A 15,294-nucleotide genomic window follows, 5' to 3' on the forward strand; every position below is an offset into this window, starting at 1 on the left:
CGCAAACGAGTTCGCCACCCTGCAGGCCTGTTCGAGACAGTCTCGGACTTTTGCCTGGGGCAACATTGGCTCACCATCAGCGTCTATCAGCGGTGAGCGCCTCAAAGGCTGGGCGGCGTGGTAAGAGCGATGGTTCCCCTGGCTAGCCCAGTCTTTATCTCTGCTTTCCGAACACGACCCGCAGGCCCAAGTTCACTCGTCTGCCCACGTCCCAGGCACTGGGATCGCCCAGCTCACCACCTGGCTTGCCATCCGAGGCCACCCACAAGATGTTGGCGCGGTCCAAAATGTTGCGCACGTCAAGGTAACAGCTCAACGTCGCCCAACCGGCAAGGCGAAGGTCCTTGGAGAACTTGACGTCCAGGTAAGACACCTCTTGCATGCGCCGGTTGTTGGGGGTGAGTTTAGTGGAGAGGTCAGGCAGAATGCCGGTGCGGGAGGGGTAGTAGGTATAAGGCCGCGGCGAGTTCCAGCGCCATACTACATTGATCCCCCAGTTGCGTGGCTTGCCCACGAATCCCTCCACAACCAGTGTATGCCGCTGGTCCCAGCTCAGGTAGTACTCCTGGTTCGGCACTTCAAAGCCCCACATGAAGTAGTTCAACCCCTGTTCCGCGTTGCCACTGTAGCCGCGCGCGATCATGTAGGTGTAGCTGATCTTGCCAGAGCAGTAGGAGCTGTAGCGCTTTTCCACCACCGCCTCAAGACCGCTGGAACGCGCTGCCGGCAGGTTCACGTATTGGGTAAAACCGTCGTCCTCTGCCTTTGAGTCGGTAGCCAAAAAGGTTTTGGTGTCCACCAACCCAGTCATCTCCTTCTGGAAGTAGGTCAGCGACAGCACCATCTCCTCGAGCACGGCGTGCTTGTAGCTGAACTCGTAGGCCTTGGTGCGCTCGGGCTTCAGATCCGGATTGCCGTAAAGCAGGCGAATGCCCTTCTTGAGGTCAAAATGCAAGCCGGTGTACATGTAGTCAAAAAGGGGCACCTGGAAGAAGTAGCCAAAATTCACAAAGAAAAACCCCGAGGTACCCACCGGGAAGGAAAGGCCCACGCGCGGCGAGAGTTGATGCTTCACCGAGGCCGGCACCCAGGCTTTCACCTCCTGCCGAAACTCCTCCTGGGTGACAGGGATCCACTCCACCACGGGACGTTCGGCGCGTGGATTGAGTACATCGTAGCGCACGCCCACATTGGCGACAAAGATTCCGTTGTCGATCTTGTCCTGCACATAGAAGGCCGCCTGCCAAGGGCGGTAACGGTATGTACTGCTGAAATTCAGGAGCGGACGATCGATCAGAGGCCGGCCCCAGAAGGTCTTCTGCGGTTCGTATTTGACCAGGTCATTGTAGAGGTCGAAGTACTGGAGCTCGCCTCCGCACTTGATCTGGTGAATCTCGCCAAGCTGGGCGGTGAGGTCGGCCTTGGCGATGTAAGTCGTTTGGCGCGCTTCCTGCCACCAGAGCCGCCTGCCGGAGATGATGAAGTAGTACCAGGGCAGTTCGTACTGAAAGCCCTGGGAAGGGTCCACTCGGGTCTTGTCACCCTCGCCCATCCGGTGGTGGACAAAATAGCGGCTCAGGCTCAGGGTATAGAAGAGCCACTGCGTCGGCGTGTGCGTGAATGTCGCGCTCAGGCGATAGGACTGCTTCCATCGCGGCGGCAAGCCCACCAAGTTGTAGCGCCAGCGGTACTCGTAGTCGCGCCAATCCCAATCCGAATAGAGGACCTGATACATGGTGCGCACATCCGGTGTTACGTCCACGTTCACCTTGCCCACCACGTTCAGGTTCCTCTCGATAGGAGAGCCGAATACTGGCACCATGTCCTGCCACCACCGGGTATCGGACAAGCGGAGGTTGGAGCTGAGAAAATAGGTTGCTCGCTCTTTCTTCAAGGGCCCGGACACCAGGACCTCATATTCGCGCAGGTGGTTGGATTCCTCGATGCCCAACCGGTCGTCCAGCATGCGCAGCCACGCTTGCGCCTGGTCCGTGCCGCTCTTAGTGACCACGTTGACGATGCCGGACATAGCGTTGCCGTATTCGGCATCGAACCCTCCGGTCTGGACAGTGACTTCTACCACCGAGGCGTTGGGCAGGTCGCTACTCTGGCCGCCCATCATTGCGTCCTGAATGGGCAGGCCGTCGACCAAGTAGAGCACTTCTGTCTCCCGTCCGCCGCGAATGTGACCGTCGGCGGTCACGCCGGGCTGGAGGGTGAGCAGGTCCCGGAAGGAGTCTACGGGCAGGTCATCCAACTTTGACCCGGCCACAAGGTGCGTGCTGCCGGTGACATCGCGCTGGATGAGAGGCCGTTCCGCCGTGGCAATGATCGTCCGGCCAAGGTCCAGGACCTGTGGCTCCAGAGCCACGTGAATGGTTGTCTTCAGGTCCATCACCACCCGCACGTCACGCACCTCGCAGGGCACGTAGCCGATCATGGTGACCCGCACCGTGTAGGTGCCCGCCGGCAGGTGGTAGACGAAGAAACGGCCATCGCTGTTCGTGGCTGCACCATAGGGAGTACCCAGTACCACCACGTTCACCCCCACGAGAGGATCCCCGGTACTCTTGTCCACCACAGTGCCAGTGAGCGTCCCGGTGGTCCCCGCTACCAGCCCTGCTGCGGGAAGCAACTGCAGTGCAACGAGCAACACGCAAAGCCTGCGCATTCATCCTCCTGCCGATGCAGGGCCTTCCGCGCACCAGTACTTGGGCGTCATGCCGTGTGGGAACAGGTAGAAGATCGTCACTTCGATCTCATCCGTCTCGATGGGGGGATACTCGCGGAACAGCTGCACGCTGGCCTTTGCCCTCACGACAATAGGTGGATCGAAGGCCACGAGCGAGTCCAGCGTCACGGTGCGCAGGGTCCGGCAATAAGTCCATGGCACGATCTTCTTTTCCCGTGTCTCAGGGTCAAACACTATCCGGTCCACCGTCCTGCTCAGGATTATTGTGAGTTGATAGGGCTCGTAGCGATGGATGGACTTGCCCTCCGAGTTGGTCTGGTCCCAGATGAGTTTGTCTTCTGTGTAAAGGACGTAGGTATGCCCGGGGTGAATGACCAGGCTCTCGGTGCTTGTGGTGTCCGCGTAGGTCAGCGTCTTACTCCATCCTCCTCCGTCGCGCGGCCATATGCGCAGCGTCACCTTGATCCACTTCGTCCCGTCGATGGTCTCGTCGAAGACATTTTCTACCGCTATGCGATAAAGCACCTTCCATTGCCTGAGAAGGGTCATTTCTTCTGCAGGCACTTTGTCCATCTTGTAGCGGTCCTCAAAATCAGGCGGCTGCGGGAACGCGGTCTGTCCGAAGGTGGTAGACAGATGGGCCTTGAGTACCTGGGTGCGCGGTGGGCCCTCAGGGATCTTCTCCTCGCAGGTCAGGGCTAACAGCGCCACCAGGAGCACGGCAGGCGATGGACGAAGGTTTTTCAAAACGCCACTCCGATAGTGAAACGGTTCGTCCCCCCTAGGTCCTTGTAGTCCACGAAGGCATAGTCCAATTGCAAGCTCCAGGAGCTTAGACGGTAGTGCAGGCCCCCGCCCAAGCTGAGGCGAGGCGTGTCGTAGCCACTATGGTAGCCCAGGCGGAGCGCCAAAAGCTGCCGCCAGCAGTACTCGGCACCCAGATTCGCCCTGATGGGGGCGTCGTTGGCATCAACAAAGTCAATGCCTACAAGCAGACGGTCATTGGCGCTAGTAGCCAGCTGGCCGCCCGGCCCAAGGAGCTCGGTCATCGCGCCCAAGCGGATTGAGGCCGGCAACGGCCACCGCTCCGTGCGGAGCTGATATTGGCCGCCATACCCCTGCCCCGGCACGGTGGGCAAGTCCACCCAGAGGTCCTCCCCATGCATTTGGAGCTTGCCACCAAAGTTGGACAAACACACGCCCAAGGTGGTGCCAAATAACCCGGTGGCGAACTGCACCCCGCCGTCGAAGGCCAAAGCCTGGGCGGTCTCGTTGTAGATGCCCTCCTGGACAAACTTGGCCGTCATGCCCACCGCCAAACGGTCCGTGAGCGCTCGGGCGTAGCTGAGCCCCATTGCCAGGCTGTGAATGTTATAGAATTCCCCTGTGCCGTTGGGCTCCTGGAGAGTGGTGATTTCCATCTCACCCGCGTGCAGGTAACAGGCCTGCAAACCGAGAATACCAAGCCCACCTAAGGGTTCAATGTAGCCGACGAAACCATAACTCAAATCCAGATATAGAGCGCCGTAGGAGACCTGCAAGGTGCGGCGCTGCATGCCGGCCGCTCCCGCGGGGTTCCAGTAGAGGCTACTCACATCGCCGGAAAAGGCGACAAAGGCATCACCCAAGGCTGCCGCGCGCGCTCCCGCACCCAGCTTGAGGAATTGGGCAGCCGAGGTACCTGTGCGGCTGATCTCCTGTGCCTGTGGCACTCCGGCTACGCCCCCAAGGATGAGCATCAGCAACACCTTTTTCATCACTGGCACCCTCCTACGAAGGGAACGAGGTTTTCCATCAGGGCCGGCACCGATTGCATAGCACCGGATCTTCCCCAATTGCGGAACACGGCCCTACCTCACCACCGCAAACTTCCCCCGGTGCGTCAACCCCTCAGGGGTCTCCACCACGTACAGGTACAACCCATACGCCACCGGCAACCCCTCCTTGTTCCGCAAATCCCACCAACAGTAGCCCCGCTCCACACTCTCATGACGCAGCGTCACCACATGATCCCCACCCACCGTGTACACCCGCACCTCACACCGCGACGGCACGTTGACAAAACATATCCGCCGATCCTCTCCACCTTGCTCCCATCCCGCTCCACCCACATACGGATTCGGCACCACACGAATCCCCGCCAAGTCATCCCGGGCCGCCCTCCGCTCTCCCACCGCCGCAGTCACCAAACTAAACCGATCCCCCACCCGAAACGGCTTGGTCGTCACGATCCGCGCCACATCCCCCACCCCCGGCGGCACATCCTCACCCTCCTTCGCCCTGCTCAATACAAACGTCCAGGTGTGCCTCTTCCTCCCCTCTACCTCCTCCCGCGTCCATATCCAATCACCGCTGGTCCAGGTGGACCTCATCTCCTCAGTGCTGTCCTCCCCACTGTCGCGCAGAATGTCCCACTCCACCTTCTGGCCCGTCGTCACATTCCAAATACTAAATGGCGCCCGCTTGCCTGTGGCATACCCACGCTCCTCCTCCGCCTGAAACCGAATCTCATAGTTGGCCCGCGGTGGCGCCCCAACCCGCCGACCACTAATCCGCCAGCTGCACGGCGAACGCTCTCCTCCCCGCCACCACCCTGTGCTATCCTGCCACACCCCCACCGTGTCAAACCGCTCTACCCAGAGCCGCAGTCCGTCAAAGATAGGACCCTCCTCCCCCGCCGTCTCCCTCACCCGCTGGAGAAGCCACACCGCTGTGTCTTCATCGTGCACCCAGTATGTGGCATGCCCCCCAGAAGTGTCTTCGAAGCTAATTGTATAGGTGTGGCCACTCACCCGAAGATCATCTACAACCTCAACACCTATGGAACCGTTGCCAAGGGTTCCGGGAAGCGGAAGCACCTCAGTCCTGGGATTGGCATAGTTTGATGGCCGTAGACCAGGAACAACGCGCACCACATTGCAGTCGAACTCGGGGTCTGTCCCCCAAGGGCTTTCTAGCGAACGGAGCGGTGGCCACCCCTCCGGGTTATAAACCGAATCTTTTCTCACCCCCCGATCATAGGCGCAGACACTGTACCAGTAGGTCATGCCATTGATTAGTCCCGTGTCAGTCCATGAATGGACCAGGCCGGTCTCGGAGCCAAGGTTGAAGTGGGGATACTCTGGATCCCGTCCATAGTAGCCGTCAGGTAGATCACACTGCATTACCGGTCGATAGCCGAGAAGTTTTCCTTCCGCATCGCGGATTTCCTGCCCCCACCCCCCTTCCGAGGGATCCACTTCGGCGCGATATATCCGATACCCTTCAAAATCCTGATATCCGAAAATTGGGTCTTTTGCCTCCTCAGGGTGGCGGCTCCAATAGAGGGTCACCTTTCGATCACCGGGCACCGCTGAGACCTGCGGTGCAGGGGGTGGCCCGGAGCGTTGATAGCTTAGTTGGTACATTCTCCGCGCGGTGCGCACGTTTCGTTTCAAGCCCTCCAAGTCGTCCCCAAACACGAGAGCACACACAAAGTGAAGCGTATCACCCTTCCGCCAGTCAAAGGGACCTGAGGAGATCAGGAAACAGTTGGTGGCGGTATACTCTGGAAAGGGCGGCCGAGCCCCGCGGGCGTCGAAACGCGGGTTCAGCACCCCATGGGCATCAGGGAGGAAAAAGGCCTGTTTTAGCTCGGCCGAAAGCCCACAGGTATCGCCACTAAGAACTTTGTACATCCACAGGTCCCTGTCGCTGCGCTCCAAGTAATCGACAAGCTCGACCCGGTCGCCAGCATGACGGTGCTGGTAAGGCTGGCACACATGAAAACCGCTGAGACCTGCCTTCTCCCCCTCGAGCTCGTCCACAAGTCCATCACCATCGTTATCAACCCCGTCGGGGGCAGCCACAGGCGTGTCCAGCCATGCCGCCGCAACGTGGGGTACTTGCAGACACGGATCGCGAGCCCGCTCTCGCATCCGTGCAATTACCTCCGGCTGCTTATACCAGTACCCCATGTGGTACGCGATGCTCTGCCCTCCCTGAGTCTCTTGCAGCAGGTAGTCCACCGTTTCCCCCTCGTAGTAATAGGGCCCAGCCTCCACGTATGTGAACACTCCAACAAACACACCCCAGTAGTCGTGGGGGGAGGCGTTAATAGCACTAATCTCGTAGAAAGTGGCACATTCCGCGTAGGAATCACCAAAGGCATGGACCTGGCACTCGACCTTGGCGCCAATTGCGTAGCTCCGCGCCCCCCTAAAAGTGCGATCGGCATATTTCTCGTCGGTAAAGCAGAAAAATAGCTCTTTGTCAGAGATGAAGGTCCCCGGGAGCGCTTTGCCAGTGTGGGGCTCTCTGGCCCATGAGCCTGGCCACTTGCGGAACCCGTACAAGTCCCATGGCCAGGTCTGGGGAAGGGTGGAAGTCGCCATAATCGCGAGTTGCGGGTCAATAGCAGTGGGAAAGAGGTGCCCCAGCAGTAAATCTCCCGAGAAGTACTTGCCGCGCGAACCAGCGCAGGGGCCCCAGTCCGCTTCCGTGGGCTTAATTGCAGATATTCCCTCGGCCACAGCAGGCCCGAGACTGACCGTGTCGCCTTTCTCGATATCGAAGAGCCGGGGCGTCCACGGACCCTCGGGAACGCCGAGCAGAAGATCTACGTACACGAAGAGCTCGGTGTAGCCTTTGTAAGACTGATCCCGCAGGGGTACTCCTCCCCTGAACGGTGGATAGGACAACCAGCCGTTGGTCATCGCAATGCTGTGGAGCTGGCCCACATCCTTTATCCCAACCGCGAAATCGGGACCGTACCTCACTTGCGTCCACCCGGGCAAGCCCAAGGCTCCGCAATACACGCTCATAACGAAAACGAATGGCCAGCGGGCTCTCACGGCAAGCAGTTCCATTCGAGTTCCCTCTGCTTGATCGCCGCGTGCGTCGAAAGGGTTATCGTGTTCACTAATGTCCAGGCGGAGCGATCTTGTGCCAGCCGTCCATGTAGAAGTCGTGCCTCAAAACCCTGTCGCAGGCATCTTCTGTCTCGAAGTAGTCGCTCATCCCCTGGTAGGTGGCCTCCACCCGGACCAGTGGCCCTTGCTGGCAGCAGATCGTCACGCAGACGTTGTACCATCCCTTGTGGTCACTCACGGTCTGCCCGCATTGCTGACCCTGGTGGTACGCTGTGACTGTTGCCCCCGAAGCCGCCAGCCAACGCTGCTTGTACGCGTCCCAGTAGTAGGTGTACCCCTCCACGTTTCCGGCAGTCGAGCGCGCGCCCCAGTTTAAAGTAGAACCAGCGGCAACTGCAAGAAGAACGATTGCCCCCTTTGGCAACATGCTTCTGAGGCCCATATGAACCTCCTGTTAATGAGATGCGCCAGACACTACTGCCCCTCATTTCCCGTCCACCTCCTCCCGAAGCCACATCCTCACCATACACCGCCCCTCCGAGCCCACGGCGGGGTCCCCGCCTATTCGCACCCCCTCATCCGCACTCACACCGTTCCCCACGGCACCCGGCAGCGGCTCTGCCGCACCATACGTCTTCGACCTCACTACACCCGATCATAGCCCCCACAGTGCACCAACAACTCACCCGATTAACCAGGTCCGTGTCCTTCCGCGTGTGCACAAGCCACGTCTCCGAACCCGGGTCCAGATCCGGGCACTCCGGGTCAAGCCCGCAGCAGCCGTCTCGCAAGCCAAACTGTGCCCCGGTACAAAACTTACCCCGCCACCTCCATGGTCGCGAATTTGTTCTCCGCTGGGTCCATCACGCCGGGGTAGATGCGGGAGCCCTCAAAATCCTGGTCCTCGAAAATCACGCCACACACCTCCCCAGCGCGCCTGTCCCAGTACACGGCCACCCTCATAGAGACGAGGACCTGGTGGGCCACCTGGCCCGGCGTGGGCCCACCGCGGAAGAAGCGCCAGCCTCACCAAAACGGCTCCCACGCACCACATCAGGCACCTCCTCCACATCACACCACCCCTTCAGCTCCTCCCTAATCCTTGCTGTCGCCGGCGGCTGGGGACGCAGCACGGCTTAACGAAATCCTCTGTATCTAATTTAGCCACGGAGCCCCCGATTGTCAAGAGGAATCTTCCCACCGTCTCCACACCGGTTTCGCCTCGTGAACACCCCCTAGGCCTCCTACCCCACCAGCGCAGACTTCCCCCGGTGGGTCAGCCCCTCAGGCGTCTCCACCACGTACAGGTACAGCCCGTACGGGACCGGCAATCCCTCCTTGTTCCGCAAATCCCACCAACAATTGCACCGCCCGCCGCGCACATCTGCACCTCAGGCCGCCCATCTTTTTTGTGCCCAAGGAGATGCGGACCGCCCAACCGCCGAAAGTCCACCTAGGTGACACCTCTTCGCCCCGATGCCCTCAATGCAGCTCAGGCTTGCGCTCTTGAAATTTCACCCTGCTGCGTGCCGCGTGCAACGTACCTTTCTCTTCCTTCCGTTTTCGCCTACGCATGCGTAGCTCTATGCTTCTATAAAAAAAGTGGCGTGCTTCTAAAGGAAACCGAAGCAAGATGCCCCATTCTTGCCTGCGGGAACGACCGAACGCCAGCTTTAGCCTCATCACCCTCGCTTCGCCAGTGGTAGACAGCGCTGCCCAGCACACCACGCGTGGTGGCGCCTTGCTCCGGTCCGAGAGGGACCTGGAGGCCAGGAGGTTTGGTGTATGAGGGGCGAATACGTTGATTTCGTCGTCCTCGGCGGCGGGCTGGCGGGACTGACCTTCGGCCTGGAGGCGGGCCGCCTGGGGCGGAAGGTTGTGGTCCTCGAAGCCGAGCCACAGGTGGGCGGTCTGGCGCGCACCCACGTCTTTGGCGATTACCGCTTCGATTTGGGCGGACACCGCTTTCTCAGCTCCTGGCCCGAGGTCACGAAACTGGTCACAGAGTCTCTCGGCGAGGGCCTGCGCAGGGTGGTCAGGCGCAGCCGTATTCGGCTCGGCACCCGTTACATCGACTATCCCCTGCGTCTGCCCAATGTGCTCGGCGCCTTCGGCTTCCGAGAAACCTCTCACATCCTGACCATTTACCTTAGTGCTTTTCTCTGCAGAAGAACCCATCCTGAGGATACGTTTGAGGACTGGGTGGTACGGCGCTTCGGTCGCAGACTTTACGAGATCTATTTCCGGCCGTAGACAGAAAAGCTCTGGGGGATCCCTTGCTCCGAACTGTCCTCAGACTGGGCAGGACAACGCATAAGGGTCCCTGGCTTGACGGCCGCCGTTAGAGGCAGCCTTTTCCGGGGCAAATCTCCTTTCGCCACTCTTGCCGGCAGCTTCCTGTACCCTAGGTTGGGGATTGGCGGGCTTGCAGAATCGCTCGCTGCACAGGCACAGGCCACGGAGTTGGTGGACATCCGCGTCAACAGCCTCGTCGTTCAGCTGGGATTTGACGATCAAGGCAAGTCTTGGCGTGTTTGGTACCAAAGGGCTGGCCGAACAGAAGTCGTTACTGGACAGCGCATCGTTTCCATCATTCCGGTAACTTCCTTGCTGGCGATGCTGCCGAACCGGGAGGCGACGCAGGGCCTTCTCCAGAGCCTAAACTACCGGGGCATCATCTGCGTAATGATTGAGATCGATGGCCCGCCCGTGAGCTCTGACACCTGGACGTACTTCCCCGACTCCCACGTTTTGTTCGGCCGCATGCATGAGCCTCGCAACTGGAGCCCCCACATGGTACCAGCCGGCAAGACCTCTCTGTGCCTGGAGATATTCTGCTCCGAAGGGGACCCGGTCTGGCAGACTCCTGATGCGGAGATAGCCAGGAGGGCCTTGTCAGACCTCGAGGCTCTCGATCTATTTGACACCGGGCGGGTAGAGAGTATCCATTTTGTGCGTGTACCGCATGCTTATCCTGTTTACAGAAAAGGGTACTGCGAGCTAGTGAAAAGCGCCCGGCAGGCGATAGCCAAGTGGCCAGGGTTGTCCATCCTGGGGCGTACAGGCACATTCACCTACATGAACATGGACGCGGTGATGGCCCAGGCGTTGAGCCTGGCGCGGCAACTTGCGACGGCTCCAGACGTGCCCTATTATCGCTCCTAGGGTGCCTGTGGCGGTGGCTTTTGCTCTGAAAAGGACCGGACGGGAAGAGTCGATACTCCGCTGTGCTAGGGGGGCCGAGGTTATCAGGCTCACGCTGACAGTCAGGCGCGGTGGTTAGTTGTTGCAACGAATCGGCAGGGGGGCATCCCTGTGCTCTCCGAGAAACTCTACTGGACGACTGTGGCTGGGGCGTGGGAAGAGAACAGTCCCCATTCCCTCTGGCGACGACACAGCGATGCGGTAAACTCCGCGCTGGTGACACAGTGGTTACCCGAACCGATTGGGCGCCTGCTCAAGACTGATCTGTTCGACGAGGCGACTGGAGATGGCGTCTACCCTGCCCTCGCAAGGAAGGCGCGCACGGTGGTGGGGATAGACATATCACCGCTGACCACGCGACGTGCGCGGCGTGAGTGGCCAGCGTGCAACGCCCTGGTTGCCGATGTGCGGTATCTCCCCTTCGCTGACAATTCTTTTGACGCCGTTTTCTCCAATTCGCCGCTAGACCACTTCAGGTCTGTTGATGAAATCAGCACCAGTCTGAAGGAGCTCCAGCGAGTACTGCGGCCGGGCGGCACCCTGCTTCTGACGATGGACAATCTGGCCAACCCGGCCATTGCCTTGCGGCAGGCACTGCCATTTCGCCTCTTGGACCGAATGGGCCTTGTTCCCTACTACGTTGGCGTGACGTCCGGCCCTAAAGGACTGCCTCGCCTTGTAGGGGCCGCTGGGCTGGAACCGAATGAGGTCGGTGCCGTGATGCATTGTCCACGTTTCCTCGCGGTGGCTATGGCGGGCCTTCTTCAACGTTTCGCCTCCCTGGCAGCGCAGACCCACTTCCTGCGGACGCTGATGGCTTTCGAGCGCCTGGCACGCTGGCCCACGCGTTTTCTGTCAGGGTATTTCGTCGCCGGGAAAGCAACCAAGCGAGAGCCCACGTAATGGACTGTCCTCAACTCGTCTGTGCCGTGACCAGGCATTTCGAAGTACTGGGCCTTCTTGTCATCGACTCGACTGTGGGAGGGCGTGCCTGTGGGGGGCTTCGCATGCTGCCCGACATCGACGAGCCTGAAATGAGGGGTTTAGCGCGGGCGATGACGCTCAAGTATGGCTTTCTGGGTCTGCCACAGGGTGGCGCAAAGGCTGGGGTGCGGGGCGATCCTGAGGCCCCCCAGGAGGTGCGCCGCCAGCGCCTCCGCGAATTCGCGCAGGCTATTGCGCCCCTCCTGCGCCGGCGCATCTACGTCCCAGGCACAGATATGGGCACAGACAACGCCGACATTCGCTATGTGCTCGAATCAGTCGGAGTAAGACCCAAGCGACGCGAGCTTCGTGGCACGCATTCGGGATACTACACCGCACTGACGGGGGTGGCGGGCATAAAAACAGGCTGCGCCGCGGCTCGGGCTTTCGCTCGCTGGCAGTCGAGTAGCCATTGAGGGTGTTGGCAAAGTGGGTGCTCCGCTTGCCAGCCTCCTTGCCCAAGCGGGTGCCCGCATCGTGGCGATCTCGACGACGGAAGGGGCCATCTATAACCCCCACGGGCTGGACGTAGGCCGGCTGCGCGAACTGGCCACCAATGCGGGCAAGGCTGTTGTAGACCGCTATCCCGACGCGGAGCGCATAGACCGAGCGGCGCTTTTGGAACTGCAGGTCGATATCCTCTGCCCCTGCGCACGCCACAATAGCATCCACGAGGGCAATGCCCCGCGCCTCACCGCACGCCTGGTGTGCCCCGGCGCGAACAACCCCGTCACACCGGGGGCAGAGCGCATCCTCTTCGAACGGGGCATACTGTGCCTGCCGGATTTTGTGACTAACTGTGGCGGCGTTCTTGGCGGAACAATGGAATTTGCTTGCCTTGACGCCACACGCATCGCTGCGTTTATCGAGCGCCACATCGGCCCGCGCATCGCCTGGATTCTCGATGAAGCGGAGCGCCAGAGCCTCGCGCCGCGGCTGATCGCCGAGCCGCTTGCGTTGCGGCGCTTTGCGGAGATGCAGTCGAGCGCCGACCATCCTACCCCACTGGCCCGATTGTTCCAGGCAGCCTTGGAGCTCTACCGGCGTGGGATGATCCCCGGTCCATTCGTAGCCACTCTGTCCCTCTCCTACTTTGCGAGGCGTCTCGCATGAGGCTCTCGGTCGTCATCCCCGTCCACAACGGGGGAGAATCTTCCAGCACTGCCTTGCCGCTGTTGCGGCCTCAACGAGGGTGCCCGATGAGCTGATTGTCGTGGACGACGCCTCCTCGTATGGCTCAAGGGCCTTAGCGCAGCAGGCCGGCGTGCGGCTGGTCAGGGTGGAGCAAGGCCCACGTGGACCAGCGTATGCCCGGAACCGTGGCGCCGAGGCCGCCAGCGGAGACATGCTGGTCTTTGTTGACGCCGACGTCGCCGTACACTCGGACACCTTGGCCCGCATAGAGCGCACCTTCGCAGAGGAGCCCCAGCTGGATGCTCTCTTCGGCTCCTACGACGACCAGCCACAGGCGGAGGGTTTGGTGTCCCGCTACAAGAACCTCCTCCACCACTATGTGCACCAGCACGGGCAAAGGCGGGCATCGACCTTCTGGGCAGGATGCGGCGCCATCCGTCGTCAACTCTTTCTCGCCTGTGGCGGATTCGACGAATCCTATGAGAGACCCTGTATCGAGGACATTGAGCTGGGCGTCAGACTACGCAGTGCGGGCTATTCCGCCTGTGCCATGACGTACAGGTCACCCATCTCAAGCGCTGGACCTTAGCAGGGCTACTCCGCTCGGATATCCGCGACCGAGCCGTCCCGTGGACACGCCTCATCCTGCGCGAAAAGAGCCTCCCTTCCGACCTGAATCTCAGCGCTGCCGGACGTGTGAGTGCGGTAGCAGCTTGGGGGGGACTTTTTGGTCTGCTCTTTGGCTTCTGGCAAGCCTGGACGGGGGTACTTGGGCTCTTGAGCTTAATGCTGCTGGTGGCATTGAATGCTAAGCTATACCACTTCTTTGCGCGGCACGGTGGGGTTCGCTTTGCCGCCGGGGCGGCTGCCCTCCATGCCCTCTATCTGCTCTACAGCAGCGCTGTGTTCGGCACACTGGTAGGCGCCCATCTTGCCACGTCTCTTTCTCGCACCCTGATTCGGCGAACATGGAGCCGGAGGCGGTCCGCCCCCTCGCGGGACCCCGAAGGAAGTGGCAAGCGACGAACGTCACATTCTTCCGCTTAGCTCATGCCGGACCGGTTCAAAAGGCGCGGCACCGGGAAGGCCTCGACCTTCCGATTCTTTCAACAGAAAAGCTTGGCGATCTCGTCCTGGGCAAAAGGGGACAAAGGCACAAGCTCGTCCCCACGCCTCATGACTAGGCCCCGTTCCGCCTCGACGGCGCGGCCGATGACTCTGGCCTCGATGCCAGCGGCTTGCAGAGCCGCAACGATTCGGCTGCTCTCTCCACCCGGTGCCCCGATCAGCAAGGCCCCGGAGGCAATCGTACCCAAGGGATCAAGCCCGTACTGGTCGCACAAGATCTTGCATTCAGGGAGGATGGGGATGCGCTGCTCGTCGATCTCAAGGCCCACGGATGAGGCGGTGGCCATTTCCCACAGGCCAGTCAGAAGGCCCCCCTCGGTGGGGTCATGGAGTGCATGGACAGTCCCGGCGTCACAGGCAATGGCAACGTCGCGCACCACGCTGATGCCTGGGGAGAAGATGAGGTTGCGGCACCGCTCCACAAGCTCTCTGCCAAAGAGCTCGCTCAGCTCCTGGCCCCTCTCCCTGGCGATAATGGACCCTCCCTCAATGGGCACGCCCTTGGTGAGAATGAGATGGTCCCCAGGGCGCAGGCCCGCGCTGCTGACCAAGCGTTCCTTGCTCACTTCCCCCAGCATCTGACCCACCACGATGGGGCGATCGAGTCCAGTGGTGATCTCCGTGTGTCCGCCGCACAGCACCACTTCCAGGGCCGCGCAGGCATCGGCGAGTTGGGCAAATATCTTCTCGGCCAGGGCGTAGTCGGCGCCGTGCTCAGGCAGCAGGATGGTGGCCAAGAACCAGCGCGGCCGCGCTCCCATGCACGCCACGTCATTGGCGTTGATCACCACCGCGTAGTAGCCGATCTCCTCGGCCACGAAGGTGATGGGGTCGGTCTTCGCCACCAGGTACCGGTCGCCAAAGTCGATGACTGTGGCATCGACGCCGATCGCCGGGCCCACAACGAGCCGCTCGTCGCGTCCAGTATAGCGCGCCAGCAAGCGCCCAAGCAGCTCCTGGGGCAACTTGCCCACCTGCAACATTTGCCCACCAAGCCTGTTCATACCTTCTCGATCATGAACGTCACAGTGCCTCCGCCCGTGAGGTCACACGGGTCCAGGCACTGAACGTAGGCACTCTTACCCTCCTTTGCTAGGCCGATTGCCGCAGGCGGTACTCCGTGGAAGAGCGCAACATGATAAGGCAATATGGAAGCGAGCGAGTGCAGACAAATGCTCACCCGTTGGTCCGGTGGGAGGATATATCCTTGCTGCAAGAAGAAGCTGTCGCCTTCGCGGTACACTGGACAATGGCCCTTGATCCTATGCACCGTGATGCGCAACCCTTGCCTCTCCATGTGCT

Annotated in this window: 14 protein-coding genes; 6 read left to right on the forward strand and 8 right to left on the reverse strand. The window is 60.7% G+C overall.

Annotation, left to right across the window (positions count from 1 at the left end; all coding sequences use genetic code 11):
• Nucleotides 1-154 precede the first annotated feature (154 nt).
• The 6 genes from ONB25_00300 to ONB25_00325 form a co-directional block, all read right to left on the reverse strand.
• On the reverse strand, nucleotides 155-2,671 hold the full coding sequence (locus ONB25_00300; GenBank protein MDZ7391329.1) for a TonB-dependent receptor: 2,517 nt from the start codon (nucleotides 2,669-2,671) through the stop codon (nucleotides 155-157).
• Nucleotides 2,672-3,439, reverse strand: a complete 768-nt coding sequence (locus ONB25_00305; protein ID MDZ7391330.1) for a hypothetical protein — start codon at nucleotides 3,437-3,439, stop codon at nucleotides 2,672-2,674.
• A complete protein-coding gene (locus tag ONB25_00310) occupies nucleotides 3,436-4,449 on the reverse strand; it encodes a PorV/PorQ family protein (GenBank protein ID MDZ7391331.1) in 1,014 nt (337 codons plus the stop codon). Before ONB25_00310 ends, ONB25_00305 begins: the two co-directional genes overlap by 4 nt.
• Nucleotides 4,450-4,542: 93 nt before the next feature.
• Nucleotides 4,543-7,539, reverse strand: a complete 2,997-nt coding sequence (locus tag ONB25_00315) for a hypothetical protein (protein MDZ7391332.1) — start codon at nucleotides 7,537-7,539, stop codon at nucleotides 4,543-4,545.
• A 52-nt stretch (nucleotides 7,540-7,591) separates the two neighbouring features.
• A complete protein-coding gene (locus ONB25_00320) occupies nucleotides 7,592-7,984 on the reverse strand; it encodes a hypothetical protein (GenBank protein MDZ7391333.1) in 393 nt (130 codons plus the stop codon).
• A gap of 374 nt (nucleotides 7,985-8,358) precedes the next feature.
• On the reverse strand, nucleotides 8,359-8,493 hold the full coding sequence (locus ONB25_00325; protein ID MDZ7391334.1) for a hypothetical protein: 135 nt from the start codon (nucleotides 8,491-8,493) through the stop codon (nucleotides 8,359-8,361).
• 834 nt (nucleotides 8,494-9,327) lie between these two features.
• Here ONB25_00325 and ONB25_00330 point away from each other — a divergent pair.
• From ONB25_00330 to ONB25_00355, 6 genes are all read left to right on the forward strand, one after another.
• Nucleotides 9,328-9,795: an NAD(P)-binding protein gene (locus ONB25_00330; protein ID MDZ7391335.1), complete on the forward strand. Its 468-nt coding sequence runs from the start codon at nucleotides 9,328-9,330 to the stop codon at nucleotides 9,793-9,795.
• Nucleotides 9,796-9,870: 75 nt separating this feature from the next.
• Nucleotides 9,871-10,707 (forward strand): FAD-dependent oxidoreductase, encoded by an 837-nt coding sequence (locus ONB25_00335; GenBank protein MDZ7391336.1) that lies wholly within the window; start codon nucleotides 9,871-9,873, stop codon nucleotides 10,705-10,707.
• Between the two features lie 150 nt (nucleotides 10,708-10,857).
• Entirely contained in the window at nucleotides 10,858-11,649 is a 792-nt protein-coding gene (locus ONB25_00340; GenBank protein ID MDZ7391337.1) for a methyltransferase domain-containing protein, read from the forward strand.
• Complete coding sequence (locus tag ONB25_00345) at nucleotides 11,649-12,146, forward strand: hypothetical protein (protein MDZ7391338.1); 498 nt, start codon at nucleotides 11,649-11,651, stop codon at nucleotides 12,144-12,146. The genes ONB25_00340 and ONB25_00345 overlap by 1 nt, the downstream gene beginning before the upstream one ends.
• Nucleotides 12,147-12,159: 13 nt before the next feature.
• Complete coding sequence (locus tag ONB25_00350; GenBank protein ID MDZ7391339.1) at nucleotides 12,160-12,843, forward strand: hypothetical protein; 684 nt, start codon at nucleotides 12,160-12,162, stop codon at nucleotides 12,841-12,843.
• On the forward strand, nucleotides 12,824-13,453 hold the full coding sequence (locus tag ONB25_00355; protein MDZ7391340.1) for a glycosyltransferase: 630 nt from the start codon (nucleotides 12,824-12,826) through the stop codon (nucleotides 13,451-13,453). Before ONB25_00350 ends, ONB25_00355 begins: the two co-directional genes overlap by 20 nt.
• Nucleotides 13,454-13,970: 517 nt before the next feature.
• On the opposite strand, the gene ONB25_00360 is transcribed toward ONB25_00355, so the two are convergent.
• The gene (locus ONB25_00360; protein MDZ7391341.1) at nucleotides 13,971-14,996 is read right to left on the reverse strand and encodes an AIR synthase family protein; all 1,026 of its coding nucleotides are present in this window, start codon (nucleotides 14,994-14,996) and stop codon (nucleotides 13,971-13,973) included.
• Nucleotides 14,993-15,289, reverse strand: coding sequence for a TIGR04076 family protein (locus tag ONB25_00365; protein ID MDZ7391342.1), 297 nt, complete (start codon nucleotides 15,287-15,289; stop codon nucleotides 14,993-14,995). The genes ONB25_00360 and ONB25_00365 overlap by 4 nt, the downstream gene beginning before the upstream one ends.
• Nucleotides 15,290-15,294: the final 5 nt, after the last annotated feature.

This window comes from candidate division KSB1 bacterium, from assembly GCA_034506335.1.
Classification (GTDB): Bacteria; Zhuqueibacterota; Zhuqueibacteria; order JANLFK01; family Oleimicrobiaceae; genus Oleimicrobium.

What these genes read in the sequence shown, in the direction of transcription:
- ONB25_00315 (MDZ7391332.1), bottom strand. Translation starts at nt 7,539, where the DNA reads ATGGAACTGCTTGCCGTGAGAGCCCGCTGGCCATTCGTTTTCGTTATG.
- ONB25_00320 (MDZ7391333.1), bottom strand. Translation starts at nt 7,984, where the DNA reads ATGGGCCTCAGAAGCATGTTGCCAAAGGGGGCAATCGTTCTTCTTGCA.
- ONB25_00360 (MDZ7391341.1), bottom strand. Translation starts at nt 14,996, where the DNA reads ATGAACAGGCTTGGTGGGCAAATGTTGCAGGTGGGCAAGTTGCCCCAG.
- ONB25_00365 (MDZ7391342.1), bottom strand. Translation starts at nt 15,289, where the DNA reads ATGGAGAGGCAAGGGTTGCGCATCACGGTGCATAGGATCAAGGGCCAT.
- ONB25_00330 (MDZ7391335.1), top strand. Translation starts at nt 9,328, where the DNA reads ATGAGGGGCGAATACGTTGATTTCGTCGTCCTCGGCGGCGGGCTGGCG.
- ONB25_00310 (MDZ7391331.1), bottom strand. Translation starts at nt 4,449, where the DNA reads ATGAAAAAGGTGTTGCTGATGCTCATCCTTGGGGGCGTAGCCGGAGTG.
- ONB25_00300 (MDZ7391329.1), bottom strand. Translation starts at nt 2,671, where the DNA reads ATGCGCAGGCTTTGCGTGTTGCTCGTTGCACTGCAGTTGCTTCCCGCA.
- ONB25_00345 (MDZ7391338.1), top strand. Translation starts at nt 11,649, where the DNA reads ATGGACTGTCCTCAACTCGTCTGTGCCGTGACCAGGCATTTCGAAGTA.